17 protein-coding genes are annotated in these 17,947 nt (G+C 39.9%); 5 read left to right on the forward strand and 12 right to left on the reverse strand.

Annotated elements, in window-relative coordinates:
* Positions 1 to 315: 315 nt before the first annotated feature.
* A complete protein-coding gene (locus tag IQ236_RS13395) occupies positions 316 to 2,748 on the forward strand; it encodes a tetratricopeptide repeat protein (RefSeq protein WP_193869710.1) in 2,433 nt (810 codons plus the stop codon).
* A 127-nt stretch (positions 2,749 to 2,875) separates the two neighbouring features.
* Here IQ236_RS13395 and IQ236_RS13400 read toward each other — a convergent pair whose 3' ends face one another.
* From IQ236_RS13400 to IQ236_RS13415, 4 genes are all read right to left on the reverse strand, one after another.
* Complete coding sequence (locus tag IQ236_RS13400; RefSeq protein ID WP_193869711.1) at positions 2,876 to 3,448, reverse strand: Uma2 family endonuclease; 573 nt, start codon at positions 3,446 to 3,448, stop codon at positions 2,876 to 2,878.
* Between the two features lie 107 nt (positions 3,449 to 3,555).
* The gene (locus tag IQ236_RS13405; RefSeq protein ID WP_193869712.1) at positions 3,556 to 4,254 is read right to left on the reverse strand and encodes a haloacid dehalogenase type II; all 699 of its coding nucleotides are present in this window, start codon (positions 4,252 to 4,254) and stop codon (positions 3,556 to 3,558) included.
* A gap of 77 nt (positions 4,255 to 4,331) precedes the next feature.
* Positions 4,332 to 5,630, reverse strand: coding sequence for a TldD/PmbA family protein (locus IQ236_RS13410; RefSeq protein ID WP_193869713.1), 1,299 nt, complete (start codon positions 5,628 to 5,630; stop codon positions 4,332 to 4,334).
* A gap of 99 nt (positions 5,631 to 5,729) precedes the next feature.
* Positions 5,730 to 6,395: a lysophospholipid acyltransferase family protein gene (locus IQ236_RS13415; RefSeq protein WP_228041612.1), complete on the reverse strand. Its 666-nt coding sequence runs from the start codon at positions 6,393 to 6,395 to the stop codon at positions 5,730 to 5,732.
* A gap of 380 nt (positions 6,396 to 6,775) precedes the next feature.
* Here IQ236_RS13415 and metG point away from each other — a divergent pair, with 380 nt between their 5' ends.
* The 3 genes from metG to lptC all read left to right on the forward strand — a co-directional run bounded on the left by metG (position 6,776) and on the right by lptC (position 10,392).
* Entirely contained in the window at positions 6,776 to 8,383 is a 1,608-nt protein-coding gene (gene metG / locus IQ236_RS13420; RefSeq protein WP_193869715.1) for a methionine--tRNA ligase, read from the forward strand.
* 118 nt (positions 8,384 to 8,501) lie between these two features.
* Positions 8,502 to 9,116 (forward strand): LabA-like NYN domain-containing protein, encoded by a 615-nt coding sequence (locus IQ236_RS13425; protein ID WP_072718487.1) that lies wholly within the window; start codon positions 8,502 to 8,504, stop codon positions 9,114 to 9,116.
* A 148-nt stretch (positions 9,117 to 9,264) separates the two neighbouring features.
* Positions 9,265 to 10,392 carry an LPS export ABC transporter periplasmic protein LptC gene (gene lptC, locus IQ236_RS13430; RefSeq protein WP_193869716.1) on the forward strand — a complete coding sequence of 376 codons (1,128 nt, stop codon included), beginning with the start codon at positions 9,265 to 9,267 and terminating at the stop codon, positions 10,390 to 10,392.
* A 34-nt stretch (positions 10,393 to 10,426) separates the two neighbouring features.
* Here the strand turns inward: lptC and IQ236_RS13435 are convergent, their stop codons facing one another.
* Both IQ236_RS13435 and IQ236_RS13440 read right to left on the reverse strand, forming a co-directional pair.
* Positions 10,427 to 11,128, reverse strand: coding sequence for a helix-hairpin-helix domain-containing protein (locus IQ236_RS13435; RefSeq protein WP_193869717.1), 702 nt, complete (start codon positions 11,126 to 11,128; stop codon positions 10,427 to 10,429).
* 24 nt (positions 11,129 to 11,152) lie between these two features.
* Entirely contained in the window at positions 11,153 to 11,500 is a 348-nt protein-coding gene (locus IQ236_RS13440) for an NINE protein (RefSeq protein ID WP_193869718.1), read from the reverse strand.
* Positions 11,501 to 12,171: 671 nt separating this feature from the next.
* Between IQ236_RS13440 and IQ236_RS13445 the strand changes: the two genes are divergently transcribed.
* The gene (locus tag IQ236_RS13445; protein WP_193869719.1) at positions 12,172 to 12,369 is read left to right on the forward strand and encodes an NblA/ycf18 family protein; all 198 of its coding nucleotides are present in this window, start codon (positions 12,172 to 12,174) and stop codon (positions 12,367 to 12,369) included.
* A 174-nt stretch (positions 12,370 to 12,543) separates the two neighbouring features.
* On the opposite strand, the gene IQ236_RS13450 is transcribed toward IQ236_RS13445, so the two are convergent.
* The 6 genes from IQ236_RS13450 to tnpA all read right to left on the reverse strand — a co-directional run bounded on the left by IQ236_RS13450 (position 12,544) and on the right by tnpA (position 17,882).
* The gene (locus IQ236_RS13450; RefSeq protein WP_193869720.1) at positions 12,544 to 12,996 is read right to left on the reverse strand and encodes a hypothetical protein; all 453 of its coding nucleotides are present in this window, start codon (positions 12,994 to 12,996) and stop codon (positions 12,544 to 12,546) included.
* 106 nt (positions 12,997 to 13,102) lie between these two features.
* On the reverse strand, positions 13,103 to 14,251 hold the full coding sequence (locus IQ236_RS13455; protein WP_322744154.1) for an anhydro-N-acetylmuramic acid kinase: 1,149 nt from the start codon (positions 14,249 to 14,251) through the stop codon (positions 13,103 to 13,105).
* A gap of 13 nt (positions 14,252 to 14,264) precedes the next feature.
* On the reverse strand, positions 14,265 to 15,005 hold the full coding sequence (locus IQ236_RS13460) for a PP2C family protein-serine/threonine phosphatase (protein ID WP_193869722.1): 741 nt from the start codon (positions 15,003 to 15,005) through the stop codon (positions 14,265 to 14,267).
* Between the two features lie 133 nt (positions 15,006 to 15,138).
* Positions 15,139 to 16,851, reverse strand: coding sequence for an ABC1 kinase family protein (locus IQ236_RS13465; protein ID WP_322744155.1), 1,713 nt, complete (start codon positions 16,849 to 16,851; stop codon positions 15,139 to 15,141).
* A gap of 101 nt (positions 16,852 to 16,952) precedes the next feature.
* Positions 16,953 to 17,282, reverse strand: a complete 330-nt coding sequence (locus tag IQ236_RS13470; protein ID WP_193869724.1) for a DUF6825 family protein — start codon at positions 17,280 to 17,282, stop codon at positions 16,953 to 16,955.
* A gap of 195 nt (positions 17,283 to 17,477) precedes the next feature.
* A complete protein-coding gene (tnpA, locus tag IQ236_RS13475) occupies positions 17,478 to 17,882 on the reverse strand; it encodes an IS200/IS605 family transposase (RefSeq protein ID WP_193869725.1) in 405 nt (134 codons plus the stop codon).
* Between the last annotated feature and the right edge of the window lie 65 nt (positions 17,883 to 17,947).

A 17,947-nucleotide genomic window follows, 5' to 3' on the forward strand; every position in this document is an offset into this window, starting at 1 on the left:
AGGGCTAGGGAACAGGGAACAGGGGAAAGAGTTTCATGATTTAGACTGTCCTAACTGTAATGCCTAGCACGATAACGCTCAAAAATCAAGTCAACTAAACTTTTTAAATCTGGCACTTCTAAATCGGGTTGGGCGATCGCATATTTTCCTATGAGGCAATACAGAGCTTATCTATCGCTATAGCGAGAAAGATCACTGACACTCATTCTTTGATAAGTAGGCTCTTCGTATGTTAAGTTTTATATAACCCATAAAAGCGATCACACTCAACCGCCTATAATTCACAAAGGATTTCAGTGTAAATCAGTTACTGCTATGACTAATCCCTATCGATTCTTAAAATTATTATTCATTTCTTTATTAATTTCTGCGATTGGTTTATATGATTTCAGTTCTGTCGCTTTTGCTCAAAGTTTCTCCCCCAAGAATGAATTAAATCTCTCCTCAACCCCATCACTTTTAAAAGAAAATCTTAAAAACGTTCGATCTCAAGAAGATATAAAATCGATTAGTCCTTTTATTGGTAATGATTTTGTCTTTTATGTAAACACATTTAAAAAATTAGGTTCCCAGGGAAAAAAATCTAATCAAGATTTTCCTAACTTATTGGGAGATATAAATATAAATGTTACAGGATCTAAGAACCCTTCGATACAAGGTGGATTTTTCAATTTTAACATTCCCATTAATAATAATATCCACGAAATTAACTTGTTAAAGATTGTTAATAATGAGAATAAATCCTCTAACCAAGACCCTAAAGTATTTCAACTCTATAAAGAAGGCCAAGAAGCCTTAGAAGAAAAAGAATATGAAAAGGCTGTTAAATATTTTACCCAAGCTTTAAGTTTTGATGATCAGTTTTCGGAAGCTTATGCTCAAAGAGGTTTTGCCAATTATAACTTAGATGATTGTAAAGAGGCTTTAAAGGATTTTAATCTGGCAATATCAGGCTCTCAACCTAAACTTGAAGATCATGTTAACAATCCCCAACTTTATGTTGATCATATAATATTAAGGGGATGGTTTTATATAAAAATAGGAGATTATCAAGCTGCTTATGAAGATTTTAGTGAAGCTATAAAGCGGAATCCTCAAGTTTATCAATCTTATCTGTATCGAGCAGTTGTTTATTTACTAAATCTGGATGATCCCAATGCCATTAAAAATGCTATTAAAGATTTAGATATGGCTATCAAGAAAGACCCTACTTCTCAAGATGCTTTTCTAATCAGAGGTTCAATTAAAGCTGAATTAGGAGAATATGAAGATGCAATTGATGATTTTAAGCAAGTGATTTATTGGAATAAAAAAGAAAATAGTTCTTCTTCTTTAGCTCAGACTTATTATAAACAAGGACTAGCAGAGCTTAATTTAGGAAACTATGAAGCAGCCATTAAGAGTTTTAATGAAGCGAAAAATAATAATCCTAAATACCCAGAACTTTTTTATAATCAAGGACTAGCTTATTATTATCAAGGAAAACTGGATCAAGCCATTAATTGTTACAGTGAAGAAATTAAGCGTAATCCTAAATTTTTAGAAGTTTATTATCAACGTGGTAAAAGTTTTTATAAGAAAAATGATTTTGAGAAAGCTAGAGAAGATTTTAAGAAAGTTTTAGACAAAGATCAGGAGTATATAGAAGCTGAAATGGAATTAGCTAATACTTATTTTGATTTGGCTGTAAAATCTAATAAAGATCAAATCTCGAATTTGGACTGGTCTGATCAGGAGTATAAAAAAGTTATTCAACATTCCTCAGAACAATCTAAATATCAAGATTATGTATCTCAAGCTAAGTCAATAAGAAAAATTATCAAAAATTTCTTAGAAGATCAAGCTATTTTTCGTGTAATTTCTAATCCAGATAAATTTGGATATGGTCTGGTTGATACAATTGCTATTAGTCCTAGTGGAGATAGGATAGCAAGTGGAGGTGACAATAATATAGTCAAAATTTCTACTTTTAACAAAGAAAAATTCCAAGAAGAAAAGTCGTTTGATAATCAAAATCAGGTATATACCCTTGTATTTAATCCTCATAAAAACAAATTAGCAATTGGGGGAGCGAAATCCTTAAAAATTTGGGACTTAAATTTTGGAAAAGGGGAAGCTTTTCAGCTTCCTAATGATAACGCTATTATTCGCAGTCTTGTTTATGATTCGACAGGAGAAATTTTGATTAGTGCTGGAGAAAATACTCCTATCACCTTTTGGGATGAGAAGACAGGTGAACAAATTGGGCTAATCACAACCCAAACTAAAAAGATTAATTCTCTTGCATTAAGTCCCGATGGAAAATGGTTAGTCAGTGGGGGATATGATAAAGTTTTGAGAAGTTATGATTATAAAACGCGGACAGAATTTCGTACTTTAGACCAAGAACACCGACATACAGACATCATTCGAGCTATTGTGATTAGTCCAGATAATCAATTATTAATTTCTGGAAGCAATGATAATACGATTAAAATATGGGGCTTAAATTCAGGTGAATTCAGATATCAACTAACAGGTCACACTAAAGCTGTTACATCCTTAGCTATAACTTCAGATTCTCAATTTCTAGCGAGTGGTGCTGATGATGGAACAGTGAAGATTTGGGATTTAAAACATCGTCAAGAACTTGCTACTCTTTCTTTTCCCTCTTCTTATGTACAGTCTATAGCTTTTACTCCTGATAACAAATTTTTGGTTTCTGGAGGAGATAAGAATGCTATAAAAGTCTGGAAAATGCCATTTTAAAGTTAATTTTAATGCAAGCCTGAATATACGTTATCAAAAGTTTGCTCTAGGGGAATCTTGAGTAAAATATATTCCTTATTATTGTGATTTGGGTTATGGAATTGTGCTGAAGCACAACAACGAGAGTTTACCAAATATGTTCTAAGTTTAAGGTAAATTGGGGTAAAATATTTTCTCCTGATAATGTTAATGGATTTTGTAAAATTTCTACATCTTGATTGGGTCGATAGATTTCTACGGTTTTGGTTTGAGGATCAATTAACCATCCTAAACGAGTTCCGTTTTCTTGGTATTCTCTCATTTTCTTTTGAATATTTTTGAGATTATCACTTGGAGAACGCAATTCAATCACAAAATCAGGACATACAGGTAAAAACTTTTCTTGTTGTTCAGGAGTTAAATCATTCCATTTTTCTAACGGTATCCACGACCCATCGGGAGAACGATCTGCACCATTGGGAAGTTTAAATCCTGTAGAAGAATCAAAAGCAATTCCGCATTGATTTTGACGACTCCAAGCTTGCAATTGATAAGCAATTTCAATATTTCGATGTCCTGTTTTTCCTCCTGCGGGTGACATAATTACTAACTCCCCGTTGCTGTTGCGTTCAAATCTTAAATCTTGGTTATTTTGACACAGTTGAAAAAATTGTTCGTCACTTAGCTCAATGGTTTCTAAGTTTAAAGTAAATTGGGTCATAGTTATTCATTGTAAGGGGATTGTGGTTGAGTTTACAACTATTATAAGCGATGCGCTCTTCTGGCTGGACTAGCGCGATCGCTATTTTTATGGCATATCCAAATTTTCTAATGCTCAAGAATTAAGTTAACTAAACTCTTTAAATCCGGCACTTCTAAATCCGGTTGAGCAGTGGCAGGTTTTGTTGCACCTCCTCCAGATTTTCCTTGACGACGATTAACCCAAACTGTTGTTAATCCTAAACTTTTGGCTGTGGCAATATCATGAAAAATGCTTTGGGCAACGTGCAGAAGCTCATCCTTAGAAAGCCATGTTTTTTCTAAAGCAAATTCAAAATTATGGGCTGATGGTTTATAGGATTGAGCTTGTTGTGCCGTAATAATATCATCAAATTCTATTTGTAGATGTTGGTTCGTTTGGGCAAATAAATCATCATCAATATTAGAAATAATCACTAATTTATACTTTTGTTTTAATGCTTTAAGGGCTTTTACCGTATCCGAAAAAGGTTGCCAATGTTGAATTGAATTGGCTAAACTCTCTAATTCCGTAGGAGTTGGAGAAAACCCTAAACGTTCTCCCAACTTTTGTACGACTTCTCGGAGAATGTCTCGATAGGTTTTATAGTCTCCGCTTTGAGCTTCTGGTTCTAAGATTGCAAATAATTCCAGTAACTCTTGATCAGTCATTGTAATCCCATGAGCCTTAACTAATTGTTGTAAAACGGGAGTAATCCCGCTTTCCCAGTCAATTAAAGTGCCGTAGCAGTCAAAGCTCAGGGCTGTAAATTGATTAAATTGAATCATGATAATTTTAGGGGAATTTTTAAAGGGGAACCTGATATCGCCTTCTCAATTCTAGGGAATGATTAAAATTGAGGGGATTAACCTTTACCAATGACTGATAACCCTTCAACAATAATTGAAGGAGTATAACAAGACCCATTCCAAGAGGCATCACCCCCTAATTCTACAACTTGTTTGAGGGCTGTATAAACATTCCCCGCCACCATTGTATTTTTCACCCGTCCGACAATTTCACCCTTTTCAATGCGATATCCTAAATCAACATTAATCGAAAAGTCCCCACTCATTCCGGCACTTCCTCCTAACATTTGATCAACGATTAAAGCTCGATCTAAACTTTGGATTAATTCATTTAAAGAACTTTTTCCGGGTTTTACTAACAGATTAAATAACCCCGGCGTGGGATAACTGCCTAAATGAGTGCGAAATCCGTTTCCGGTTGTCCCACTTCCCAAGGTGCGACCCGTAGTTAAGTCGGTATAAAAGAGTTGTAAAACGCCCTTTTGAATAAAGGTAATGGGACGGGTAGGAATCCCTTCATCATCAAAGGGACAACTATAGGGGCCGACATCAGGTTCCTGAGAGAGCGTTAACAGGGGAGACATCACGGGGGTTGTTAAGCGATCGCTCCAAGGAGAAGCCCCTTCCAAGACCTGTTTGCCATTCAAGGCGGCGGAAATGGTTCCCCAAAGCATATCGGCAGCTTTAGCGGTGAATAACACCGGAATCCGGGACATGGGAGAAGGGACATTATTCTTGGCCCAATTTAACCGCATTAAAATCCGTTCAGCTAGGAGGGTGGGATCTAAAAAATCCCGTTGGGTTTGGCCATCGGAAACCGCTAAAAAATCATCCCCCCGAACCCATTCCGTTTCCACATAACCACTGAGGGTGGTATCGGTATGGCGACAGTCCAGTCCCCGTGAGTTAATCAAGCGAATCGATTCCACTTCACAATCCCATTCCGCCATACATAAGACATCGGGATAGGAAGAGCGAATTAATTCAATCGCCTGTTTTCCCCAACTGACCAATTGTTCAACGGGTACAACTTCCCCAATATCGGGATACTGGGATGGAGTTGTTGATTCGGTTAGTTCAATGGTTTCGGGTTCATTGAGGGTACTCAAGGAAATCGCCCGTTCCACTAATTTTTTCGGTTCCACTGGGCCATAAGCAACCGCTAAACCCGGACGGCCATCTCGCCAAAGTCGCAAGGTTGTCCCTTCCGATTGGCTACTTTCGAGTTGTTTCAGTCGATTGGCTTCAAAAAAGATTGGCTTGGATAGGGATTGAGATTGAAACACTTCCGCAGCCTCAGCGCCGGATGCGGCAGCTAACTCTAATAGCTGTTCGGCGGATTGGTCGTAGGTCATGGATGGTAGTCATGGCATAGCGTCATCGTTCATCCTACCGTGATCGGTGATTCCTATTCCTGATTTCTCTGGAGACGATTTACGGCGGTGGAGGACATTCTAAACGCTACCTTGACGGAGTAAATGGGTAATTTCCCGATGACAATACTGGGTCAACTCTTCTACCGCTTTTCGGGCTTGTTTCCCTTGATATTGACGTTGTACTCGCGGGGTAATCCAATAGGGACGGCCCATTAAGATTTGGATTCTTCGATAGAGAATCATAGGATGCCAACCGGGTTGATCAAATAAGGGTTCAGTTGGATCGAATACACCCAGTAACCTTAATGGAATGGCTGACGGTAGGGTTTGTTCTTCTAATGTTGCGATCGCCACAGGTAAAACGGCTAGGTCTGGAACCCCTGAACGTAATGCTAAATGAGCAAATCCCCGTTGAAAGGTTCCCACAACATTCGGTTGGGTTTGTTGTAACATTGGGGTTGCTCCTTCGGGAAAGATCCCCACCATTTGTCGTTGGTTTAATAGTTGGGTTGCTTGTTTAAAAAACTGTTGAGGTCGATGTTCGGGTTCATCAAAGGGGAAGGCACCAAATGTTGTGACAATTTCGCGTAAAAGGGGGACTTGACCCATATAATGATGGGATGCAAAACGAAGAGTCCGACCGACACCTGCGGTTAAGACAATCGGATCAATCACACTGCGATGGTTACTCACCACAATCGCAGGGCCTGTTTCAGGAATTCGATCTTCATAGGAAATGAACATCTGTATTCCCAATCCTGTCACCAGCCACCGACAACTCAATCCCGTTTGATCAAAGAACATGAATCACCAACACACTGCTTGAATCGGGTTACATTTGCGCTAAAAACTTAAGACTTGTTTGAGAATTTTGAGAAACTTTAAAGAAAATATTATAATCTATAAGTTTCGGTGTCATGTACTGTGAAATTTTTATTCAGGTACTAGACAGAAACACCCTAAAAAGCGCACATTTCTACATCTGTAGAGTGAGCGTGGACATCAATAAAAAGTGCTCTTAACATTACGGAGAAATCCGTGAAGGAGAAATCCTCAAACCCAATTAAACGCCCTACTGAGGCGGGTCTAACAAGAACAATATCGGTAGCCTCTATCTGTTTAATATGAAATTGACACAGACCCATTTCAATACCTTTACCCTGACAACACCTCTCTATTATGTCAATGATGTTCCTCACATTGGTAGTGCTTATACCACAATGGCGGCTGATGCCATTGCTCGGTTCCAGCGACTTCAAGGAAAATCCGTCCTATTAATTACTGGAACCGATGAACACGGTCAAAAAATTCAACGTACCGCCGAGGAGTTAGGGCGTTCTCCCCAAGCTCACTGCGATCAAATTGCCGATGGTTTTGCTTCCCTGTGGCAACACTTGAATATTCAGTATGATCGCTTTAGTCGCACGACAGCACCTCGCCATGAAGCCATCGTCAATGAGTTTTTTCAACGGGTTTGGAATCAAGGAGATATCTATCTCAGCCAACAACAAGGCTGGTATTGTGTCGCCTGTGAAGAATACAAAGAAGAACGAGAATTAGAACAGAAAAAATACTGCCCCATCCATACCAATAAAGCCCTAGAATGGCGAGATGAGCAGAACTATTTTTTTCGGTTGTCTCAATACCAAGAACAGCTAGAAGCTTTATATCAAGAGCATCCTGACTTTATTCAGCCGGAAAGTCGGCGCAACGAAGTCATCAATTTTGTTAAACAAGGATTACAAGATTTTTCGATTTCTCGCGTTAATATTGACTGGGGATTTCCCGTTCCCTGTGATCCAAGCCATACCATTTATGTTTGGTTTGATGCGTTGTTAGGCTATATAACGGCGTTGCTTGACCCAGAGGATGAACCCACCTTAGAAAATGCTTTATCGAAAGGGTGGCCGATTAATTTACACCTGATTGGTAAAGATATTTTAAGATTTCATGCCATTTACTGGCCCGCCATGTTGATGTCGGCTGGCTTACCTCTTCCCGGTCGTATCTTTGGACACGGTTTTTTGACCAAAGATGGGAAGAAGATGGGCAAAAGCTTGGGAAATACCCTTGATCCCGTTGCTTTAGTCAATCAATATGGTGCTGATGCGATTCGCTTTTATTTCTTGAAAGAGATAGAATTTGGACAGGATGGTGATTATAGTCAAACTCGGTTTATTCATACCGTTAATGCTAACTTAGCCAATGACTTAGGTAACTTACTCAACCGCACGCTGAAAATGGCGTTTAAATACTTTAACGGTTGTGTTCCTAATGTTAACGGTGAGGATATCCCCAAGGATGATGCCCTGAAATCCCTCGGTCTAACCTTGGCAGATACTGTCACTCAAGCCTATGATGCTCTGGCGTTTAGCGAAGTTTGTACGGCTATTTTCACCTTAGTTCAAGCCGGAAATAAATACATTGATGATAAAGCTCCTTGGAGTTTGTACAAGCAAGGAAAACAGGAAGCGGTTTCCCAAGTCTTGTACTCCGTTTTAGAATCCGTTCGACTGGCAGCTTATCTTTTGTCCCCTATCATTCCCAATATTAGCACTCGGATTTATCAACAATTGGGATACACCCTCGATTTCAATGATCAGACTATACTAGCGACAGCACTGTCCTTTGACATCCATGCTGTTTGGGGCGCGTTACCTGCTAATCAACCCTTGCAGGAAGCGCAACCTGTCTTTAGACGCTTGGAAGATGCAGAGGGAGCATCATCCTAATTCAAACCCGTTTAAGTGATAGTCTAGTTTAACATAAAACATCCTTTTCAATTGGTTTAGTTTTGGTTTACTTTACCCATACTCAGATCATTTTTTTCATAAAAAAAGAGGTATAAGAATGTTGAATAATATCAATCATGGAGAACTTTTTACTCCTGAACAAGTTCTTGAAAACAGGGGCCGAGTTGCCATTTTTATCGATGGCTCTAATCTATTTTATGCCGCTTTACAATTGGGCATTGAAATTGATTACACCAAATTATTATGTCGTTTAACGGCTGGTTCTCGGTTGTTACGCTCCTTTTTCTATACGGGAGTAGATCGCACCAATGAGAAGCAACAAGGCTTTTTATTATGGATGCGACGCAATGGTTATCGTGTCATTGCTAAAGATTTAGTCCAACTTCCTGATGGCTCTAAAAAAGCTAATTTAGATGTGGAAATAGCCGTTGATATGATGGCTTTAGTGGGTTCCTATGATACCGCCGTTTTGGTGAGTGGAGATGGAGATTTAGCTTATGCGGTGGACTCTGTAAGTTATCGCGGGGTGCGGGTGGAAGTTGTGAGTTTGCGCTCAATGACCAGTGATAGTTTAATTAATGTCGCTGATCGCTATATTGATTTAGAAATGATCAAAGAAGATATCCAAAAAACGCCCCGTAGTCCCAACTATACCTACCGTCCCCTATCAGGAATTAGTTTAATAGATGGGCAAATTATAGAAGATTCTTAGGAGAATCACAGGAGTAAAAACTTATGGTATTCCTGGTTTTTACTCCTCAATTCCTAAACTTTTGAGATCCTAAATTCTTAGGATATAGATAGGTTTACCTTCTATCTGTTCCCTGTTCCCTGTTCCCTGTTCCCTGTTATCAAATTAGATGCGGTTGTTACTCCTTTGGGTGATAATTTTAGTCGGAATTTCTGCTTGCGCCCCAAAAAACGTCGAACCAACTTCAACGGACGCTAAATCAAAGACTTCTAAAGAATTTGAACGGACATTAACTTTAGATGATGTTACGTTAGAACAGGCTGATGAACAAGGAAAATTACTCTGGAACATTAAAGCCCAACAAGTCAGTTATAGTAAAGACCAAAAAATGGCAACCGTGAAAAATCCGGTTGGAGAATTATATGATCAAGGCAAACTTCTGTATAAAATTAAGGCAGATCAAGGAGAATTTGAACAGAATAGCAAACGGATTTTTTTACGCAATAATATTGTAGCAACTGATCCCAATACAGGCTTAGTTTTGAAGGGAAAAGAGCTAGAATGGATTGTCCAACAAAATATTATTGTAGTGCGGAATAGTGTTACGGGAGATCATGCTCAACTCCAAGCTATTGCTAGAGAAGTTCAGGTTTTTTATCGTCAAAAACGAGTAGAATTTTGGGATAAAGCCACGGTTAGTTCTAAAAATCCCGTTGTCAAGTTACAAAGTGATCATATTGTTTGGTTATGGGAACAACAACTATTAACCAGTAATTTAAAAACCCAAATTGAACGATATCAAAATCAAACCGTTACAGACCGGGGAATTGCAGAAACCGCCGACATGAATTTAAAAACCCAAATTGCTACCCTGAGAAAAAATGCCCAAATTGCTTTATCTCAACCTCCGTTACAAATTTCAAGTAATGAATTACAATGGAATTATCAGAAACGCACCATTAGTTCCCCTCAATTTATTACCATTATTGAACGAGAACAACAAGTTACTGTCACCGCTAATCAAGGTTGGGGAGATTTAAAAGATAATATCTTTTATTTAACTGGAAATGTTGTTGGTATTGGCGCAAAACGTCAAGCACAACTCAATTCTAATTTACTCACTTGGTATATTCCTCAACAGTCTTTTTCCGCCGAAGGAAATGTGGTCTATCGTCAAATTGATCCCCCGTTTAATTTAATGGGAGAAAAAGCCGTTGGTAGGTTTGAAAATGATACTGTTGTTGTCAGTGGTGGGAATACAGGAACTCCTGTGGTTACGGAAATTGTACCGGAATAGTTAGATAGTTCTCATTGTCATTTTTTTATATTTTTTATAAAATATGGCGATAGATATGTAACGGTAATTTTGTCCGTTTTTTAAAATCCAGAAAAGACTTATAACCCCCACGCCGTTGACGTTCTAAAACAATAATTTTAGCAGCATTGATGTTTAGTCCTAATTCAACTAATTCATCCATTGACAACACATTTAACCGCCGCCAGGAATGATGGATTTCTTTATTTATATCAAAACTAAATAAAATTAAAGGTGCAATTCGTTGTAGTGTTGATTCAGGAATGCCAATTAATTCCGCAAGTTCTTCTAAACTTGTAAAATTATAACCTTCCCGTTTCATTTCTTCAATTTCATTGGCATAAACAATCGGTAAATCTAATCCATATACTAAATCATGCTTAGAGCAATTATTAATATCAATTTTATCTCGATGTTTAGCAATTAATTGGATGAGATGAGATTCGTTTGAACTCGATAAAGGATTATGAAAAGTTTTTGCTAAAAATTCTTTTCTCAAAGCGATCGCTGTTATAATTTGACCGATCCAAACTATACTGGAAAAAGACGTATTCGATAAAATAAAAGCCGCAGCGACAAACCCTAACCCTGTATAAATCCAAGATTGAGTTTTGGTTTTATTTCCTGCATAGACAATGGCTAACCCACCTAATACAGGAAATAAAGACCAGTATAACCACTGCGGAACTTTCTGAAACCATCGAGATAGATTGGACACGTTTAATGTCACTCCTGTTGCTGTTTACAGTTCATTTAATAATTTCCGGCGTTTTTCTTCATATTCTTCGGCGGTAATGGCATCTTGATCATAAAGTTTTTTCAGTTGAGCTAGTGCTACAGTAATATCCTGTGCAGAACGACTTCCATCTAAAACTGAGTAAGGAATACCTGGATTAAATTTAGCATTGAACGCTTGATCTGACATTAACAATAAACCTAGAAAATCGAAAAAGGCGAGAAATCCGGGAATAAAAGTCCAAGAAAACAACAAATAAAGAACTCCACCTAAATTTTCCCCTAAATAAAACTTATGAACTCCAAATATCCCTAAAAAGAAAGCCAATAATGCGGCTACGATTTTATTTTTCATTGAGTGATCTCCTGAAGGTCAAGGGTTAAAATTGTTAATGAGATTAAAATGAGTCGCCACTAAAGATCTTTATTCAGGTTCTGGCTTTTGGAAAGCCGACCCATGAGAAAATATAACAAAATGATAGCAGTTTGTAGTTCAAGGATGGTCAAATAGCCCTTAACAAAAAAGTTAGCATCCCAAGTAGAATTGCAATAAAAAATTAGAATACCTAGCACAGTGTAGGGAAGAAAACGAAATCGACTCCAGAAGGGTCTGGGTTGATCTGTCTTAGCAGGAGTCATGTTAAATTTCCCATCCTCATAAGTCTGAACTGAAAGCTTAATAAGATTCGTCAATACTCTATATAAGTTTAACACATCAAACTTGAACGATTCCTGATGATTAAGCCTGCCATTTTCCCTCAGTCTAACGAGATATACGAGTCAGGTCTGGGGTGTTAGGACATAGACTGATGCTAAAACCGCGCGTAGAAAAGTCTTTTCCAGCCTATTCCCTGTTCCCTGTTCCCTGTTCCCTGCTATTTTTTGTCAAAACTCGTATCCTGTGCTACACCATCTCTCAAAAGATTTGCTATCTTCATAGTAGGCATCTCCCTAGAGGAGAATGGACGATTTGTCAAATAGTTGTTACAGTTATTAACAATACTAGAGAACTGATAGGAGTTAATCATGAATCAACCCGCAGAACTATCTCTTGAGCAACAATTTAACCTGACTTCCTTTAAGCTGCAAGTCGGTCAAATGAGCCGAGAACAGGCGCAGGAATTTTTAATTAATCTCTATGAACACATGATGGTGCGAGAAAATATGTATCAGCATTTTCTCAAACACCATTGGGGTCTGGAGCCTAATTTTGTACAAGATTAAAATTAGAAGGTGTCGCAGTCGGCGACCTCTATCTCTCACTTTTTTTCAAGGCGTGGGAACAAGTTAGGGGTAATGGGGCGTCAACCTGCTTCTTCGGGGTCAAGCTCTTGGCTCACGTTAGGTTAACTCACCCGTGAATGAGATTAAAATGGGAAACTAATCCTAAACGATGATTTATGATTTCCGTTCTAAAGTGGCTTCCATGACACTAATTAAATTCAGAGTATGCCCTGCCATGATTCCACTCGAATAATAATAATGGTTGGGATCAACTTTTCTGAGGGTTTCAAATCCATTGCGACGTTGGCGGTCATCTCCTAACACTCGATAACGTTGGACAATCGATTCAGGGCCAACTAAACCTTCCCCTTCAATTTTGCCCAATTGACTGTGTTGTAAAACAAACGTATATTCTCTTTCATTACTGTCTAATCTTCCCCGATACTGTAAAACAATATCTTCTCGATCTTGGCTGGGAAATACTAATTTTGTCACCATACTAAACCAGTCGCTTTGATGCCAAGCAACAACGGTTTTTCCGCGAACGGTTATCGGCATTTCATTCCGATCAAGCCAATTTCCTTCTAATAACCATTGACCAGATTCCATTAAAAATGTGTGAGCCACAGTCCCACCCTTATTCTTCGCAGCTAGACTGAAAATTTTTAACCGATAGAAAACACAGAACTTCAGTTTGCAAGATCTATATGTTATCTATTGAAGTTCTTTGCTTTCATAATATCATGTTGGGAGTAAAGGTAGTGTGAATTTCTCCCAGTAACACCTCAGAAACTGCCCCTGTTACTGAAGGTAAATTTCCAGGGATTCCTAACCACCGCCAATAGGCTAAAACCGCAAACGTGATCGCTTCTTTAAAATCAGCATTTAAGCCTACTTCCGAAGTGGAAAAAACGGGAATCGGATTAAACAAAGTCTGTAACCGATATTTCAAATAGCAGTTATGGCTTCCCCCCCCACACAATAAAATTTCATCGGGTAACTGGGGCAAAAATTGATAATAACTTTGGTAAATTGAAGCCGCCGTTAATTCAGTTAAAGTTGCTAAAACATCGGCTGTACTTAACTTATAGGGTTCTAGTTCCCTTAAACACCGTTGCCAATAGTCCCAACCAAATAATTCTCGTCCCGTCGATTTTGGGGGCGGTTGGTGAAAAAAATCTTGCTGTAACCATTGTTCTACCAAAGGCAGACAAGGCGTTCCCGTCGCCGCCCAAGCTCCCTCTTTGTCATAACTTTGAGTCCCTTGGGAAAAATATTGTACCGCTAAATCTAGTAATGTATTTCCCGGCCCGGTATCCCACCCTAAAATCGGGCTAGAGTTGAGTTTCGGTAGATAGGTGACATTACCAATTCCCCCAATATTTTGAATACAGCGATAGTATTGGGGATGACGCAGCAGATAAGCATCCAGAACGGGAACCAGAGGCGCTCCGTGACCCCCCGCGGCAATATCCCCCACCCGAAAGTTACTCACCGTTGTGATCCCCGTTAAATCGGCAATCAGTTCTCCCCGTCCCAGTTGCAGACTGTAACCGAGTTGGGTTCCTTGGGGTGGACGATGAAACACCGTTTGTCCGTGGGAGCCAATCAGTTCGGCTGGTTGAGAGGATTGTTGTAAGGTTATAGCAGCCTGAGCAAAGGTTCGGGCGATCGCATCATCCAATTGAGCTAATTCTGCTAGGGACAGAGGGGTTCCACTGCATACCTGCAAAATTTGCGATCGCAACTCCGAAGGATAGGGATAAGTTGCTCCCGCCAAGAACTCCACCGTCAGATCCCGTTGACAACCCGTAATCTCAACGAGAGCGACATCAATCCCATCGACGGAGGTTCCACTGATCAAACCCATTACACGCATTATCAATTACCGGGGATTAACTGTCTACCGATCCAACGGCGACAACAATCACTGTAATATTGTCTCGCCCTTCCCGGTCTTTTGCCTCTTTGATTAAAGCCGTTGCTGCGGCTTCACAAGCTCGAATGGCTTTGAGGTTAGCCGTGATGATTGTATCTGAAAGTTCTTCCGTCAACCCATCACTACACAACAACAAACGATCTCCCGGTTGTACATCCATCTGATCAATACTAATTTCCGAGAGATCCTCGCGTCCCAAACATTGAGACAAAACATGACGCCAAGGATGGGAACGAGCCTCATCAGGAGTTAAGGCTTTCCGTTTCACCGCTTGAGCCACCCAAGTTTGATCTTCTGTAATTTGTTGTAACTGATGTCCGCGCAAACGATATAAACGGGAATCTCCCACATTGGCAAACCAAGGGTTCTCCTCATCTTCTCGGAATAAGGCGACAACCGCCGTTGTTCCCATATCGGAGCGTTCAGGATGTTTTTGTTGATCCTTTAAAATAGCGTTGTTGGCGGCGACAAACGCATTTTTGAGGAGAATTGGGGATTGATCAGAACTCTCCCAATGCTCAAGGATGTATTCTTTAATGGTTTGGGAGGCAATCAAACTCGCCTCTTGACCTCCGGCGTGTCCGCCCATACCATCAGCAACAATGAAAAAACGGCCATCAGGATCAATATAGTAAGCATCTTGGTTGACGTTCCGAACATTGCCTGTATCCGTCATCCCAGCGAAATAACGTTTCATACACAAATATTGGTTGATGTCTAAAACTCCCTAGCGGGTTTTATCCTAAAATTTTCCAATATCTGCTGATCAGGATGCGTTTAAAGAAGGCAAGGATCAATCAAAATCTCGGAGTCTAAACGGAATCGTTGATTTACATCATCCGATCCAAACGATCAATCCGTCGCAACAACCTTAAGAAAGCAACTCCTAGACCAACAGCTAAGAATAATACAACGAGAGCTAATCCCACCTTATCACTAATCAATAACAGTGTAGCTGATAGAATGAAGGCACCGATCAGAACCGCGTAATTTGTTCCCATTTGGACATTACTCACCCGTCTTAATACCCGGTCGGTTTCCGCAAGACGAACCCGCATTCGGATATCTCCTTGTTCAAGTTTTTCCAGGGTATCTTCAATGCGTCCGGGTAAGCCTAACGCAGAAGAACTCACTTGAACCGCTTGGCGGCTGAGTTCATTAAAAATACTATTAGCGGTATTGGGAAGATTTCCATTAGACATAAGCTGCATGGCAAACGGCTGTGCCACCTCCATAAAGTTAAATTCGGGGTCGAGTCCTTTTCCGACACCTTCTAAGGTCGAAAAAGCCCGCATTACAAAGGTAAAGGTTGCGGGAAATCGAAAGGGTTGGTCATAAGCAATTTCATAAAGATCATCACTAATGGAAGCAATGGATTGATTTTCAAAGGGTTGATCCATAAAGTGATCTAACATATATTGAATTGACCGACGCACTGGCCCCATATCTCCTGTAGGTGCGAGCGCTCCCACCGCAATCAAAGATTTCATCACCCGATCCCCATCTTTTTGAGTAATCCCAAATAGGGTTTCCATGAGTTTTTCTCGCAGATTGGACGTAATTTGTCCCATCATGCCAAAATCATAAAAAATCAATTCACCACCGGGACTGACCGCAATATTTCCGGGGTGGGGATCGGCATGGAAAAAGCCATGATTTAGGAGTTGTTGTAAATAAGCTTTAGCTCCCATTTGGGCAAGTTCTTTGCGATCGAGTCCTGATGCTTCCAAGGCTTCATAATTGCTAATTTTAATCCCTGGAATATATTCTAAAGTCAGGACTCTAGGGGAGGTATATTGCCAAGAAACTCGGGGCACTTTTACCCAATCACAATCGCGGAAATTACGGCGGAATGTATCAGCATTTCGGCCTTCATTGAGGTAGTCAATTTCTAACCATAAAATCCGGCAACATTCATCATAAATCCCGACCCAATCTCGACCTTTTCCCCAGCGAGGATGATTTTGGAAGTAGCGAGCAATCCCTCGCAGAATCGCTAAATCTATTTCAAATAATTTTTTCAGTCCGGGGCGCTGAACTTTAACAACAACGTCTGCACCGGAATGCAGTTGGGCTTTGTGAACTTGACCCAAACTCGCTGCTGCTAAGGGAATTGGATCAAAATTTTGGAATAAATCTTGAACGGTTTTACCCAGATCTTCTAGGATAATTTCTTCGGCTTGTTCATAACTGAAGGCGGGAACTTTATCTTGGAGTTTCGAGAGTTCTTCTACATATTCGATGGGAAATAAATCGGCACGGGTGGAAAATAATTGTCCGACTTTAATAAAGGTCGGCCCTAAATCTAAAAAGGTTTCCCTCACCCATATTGCTTGTGCTCGACGACGAGCATTTTTTTTCTCTTCGGTAAAACCGCCCCGGTAACTCCATTTTTTAGCATCGATCCACAACCAAGTTAACCACGTCAATACAAACGTCCAAATATCAATAAAACGTCGTTGACGGGAATAATTTTTGCGGTTCCAACGATAAGCTTTTCCTCCATAATTTTGGCGGAGGGGAGTTACAGAAGGCGGATTAATCCGTTGTTCCGCACCGGAACCCCGAATTGAGTGATTAACAGACACGACCGTTTCCAAAATTAAGTTGACCCAATAACTGCGTGTTTTTACTACAACAGAGTTTACACGGTACGATTACGATAGCGTTGGAGTTCGGATCGCAATTCCGCCACTTCCGCCCGCAGTTCGTCAATGGTGGCTTGCAAATCTACGGGTTCACCGTTAGAGGAGGGGGAGTTAAAGGGGGAGGAACTATCGGTGACAACAGTACCCGCTTCTTGGGAGGCGCGTTCCATCACCTGTTGGGTAAACTGTCGCAGATGTTCTTTCTGTTCTGCATCAAATTTCCCCAGTTCACTCAGGAAGTTGGCCAGACTGTTTCCCAGTTGTTCGTACAGTCCTTCCGCTAAGGCGCGGCCTACAAAAAACGAATTCACGGCGGGTTTACTCATAAAACTTATAGTTTTGCTAACTTCCGTAACAAATTATAACCCGCCTTTCTCATCTTCGGCTTCTATCTCGGCAGAAATACTTCTGTAGAAACCTTGTATCCAAGGTTTCTACACCATAAATACATGGAAGCTTGGTAGCCTCGTCTCTTTAGAGCGAGGTGGAAAAGCGACGCAAGCGGATTTATCCGCATTCAATCAATGGTGATGTGGATCTTCAATATATTTCTGTATTGTGTCAGCACTAACATTACCTGCGGTGCTGAAAAAATAACTCTTACTCCATAAACTAGGTAACTTGAGTAACTCTGGAAATTCCTTGCGGAGGATATTAGAAGCCCTCCCTTTTAAAAACTTAACAACTAAATGGATCGGCATCGTAGGAGGAAACTCAATAAATAGATGGACATGATCAGGAGCTATCTCACAAGCCCGAATATTCCATCCTTTCTCCGTTGCCAAATCTTGCCAAACTTGATAAAGCCTGTTCCGAATATTGCCTTTGAGAACAGGCTTTCTTCGTTTTGGGACAAAGACCAAATGGACAATCGCTAGTCCAACAGAGTGATTATAGTGCTGATATTCAAAACTTTTCTTTCTCATGGTCAATTTTAAATTTATGATCTACAATGTTGATAAGTATACAGAAAACGACATAATATGTATGG

The organism is Planktothrix mougeotii LEGE 06226 (assembly GCF_015207485.1).
Classification (GTDB): Bacteria; Cyanobacteriota; Cyanobacteriia; order Cyanobacteriales; family Microcoleaceae; genus Planktothrix.

Excerpts from the sequence above, each read along its gene's own strand:
- IQ236_RS13395 (WP_193869710.1), top strand. The coding sequence starts at position 316 with ATGACTAATCCCTATCGATTCTTAAAATTATTATTCATTTCTTTATTA.
- IQ236_RS13400 (WP_193869711.1), bottom strand. The coding sequence starts at position 3,448 with ATGACCCAATTTACTTTAAACTTAGAAACCATTGAGCTAAGTGACGAA.
- IQ236_RS13405 (WP_193869712.1), bottom strand. The coding sequence starts at position 4,254 with ATGATTCAATTTAATCAATTTACAGCCCTGAGCTTTGACTGCTACGGC.
- IQ236_RS13410 (WP_193869713.1), bottom strand. The coding sequence starts at position 5,630 with ATGACCTACGACCAATCCGCCGAACAGCTATTAGAGTTAGCTGCCGCA.
- IQ236_RS13415 (WP_228041612.1), bottom strand. The coding sequence starts at position 6,395 with ATGTTCATTTCCTATGAAGATCGAATTCCTGAAACAGGCCCTGCGATT.
- metG (WP_193869715.1), top strand. The coding sequence starts at position 6,776 with ATGAAATTGACACAGACCCATTTCAATACCTTTACCCTGACAACACCT.
- IQ236_RS13425 (WP_072718487.1), top strand. The coding sequence starts at position 8,502 with ATGTTGAATAATATCAATCATGGAGAACTTTTTACTCCTGAACAAGTT.
- lptC (WP_193869716.1), top strand. The coding sequence starts at position 9,265 with ATGCGGTTGTTACTCCTTTGGGTGATAATTTTAGTCGGAATTTCTGCT.
- IQ236_RS13440 (WP_193869718.1), bottom strand. The coding sequence starts at position 11,500 with ATGAAAAATAAAATCGTAGCCGCATTATTGGCTTTCTTTTTAGGGATA.
- IQ236_RS13445 (WP_193869719.1), top strand. The coding sequence starts at position 12,172 with ATGAATCAACCCGCAGAACTATCTCTTGAGCAACAATTTAACCTGACT.
- IQ236_RS13460 (WP_193869722.1), bottom strand. The coding sequence starts at position 15,005 with ATGAAACGTTATTTCGCTGGGATGACGGATACAGGCAATGTTCGGAAC.
- IQ236_RS13470 (WP_193869724.1), bottom strand. The coding sequence starts at position 17,282 with ATGAGTAAACCCGCCGTGAATTCGTTTTTTGTAGGCCGCGCCTTAGCG.
- tnpA (WP_193869725.1), bottom strand. The coding sequence starts at position 17,882 with ATGAGAAAGAAAAGTTTTGAATATCAGCACTATAATCACTCTGTTGGA.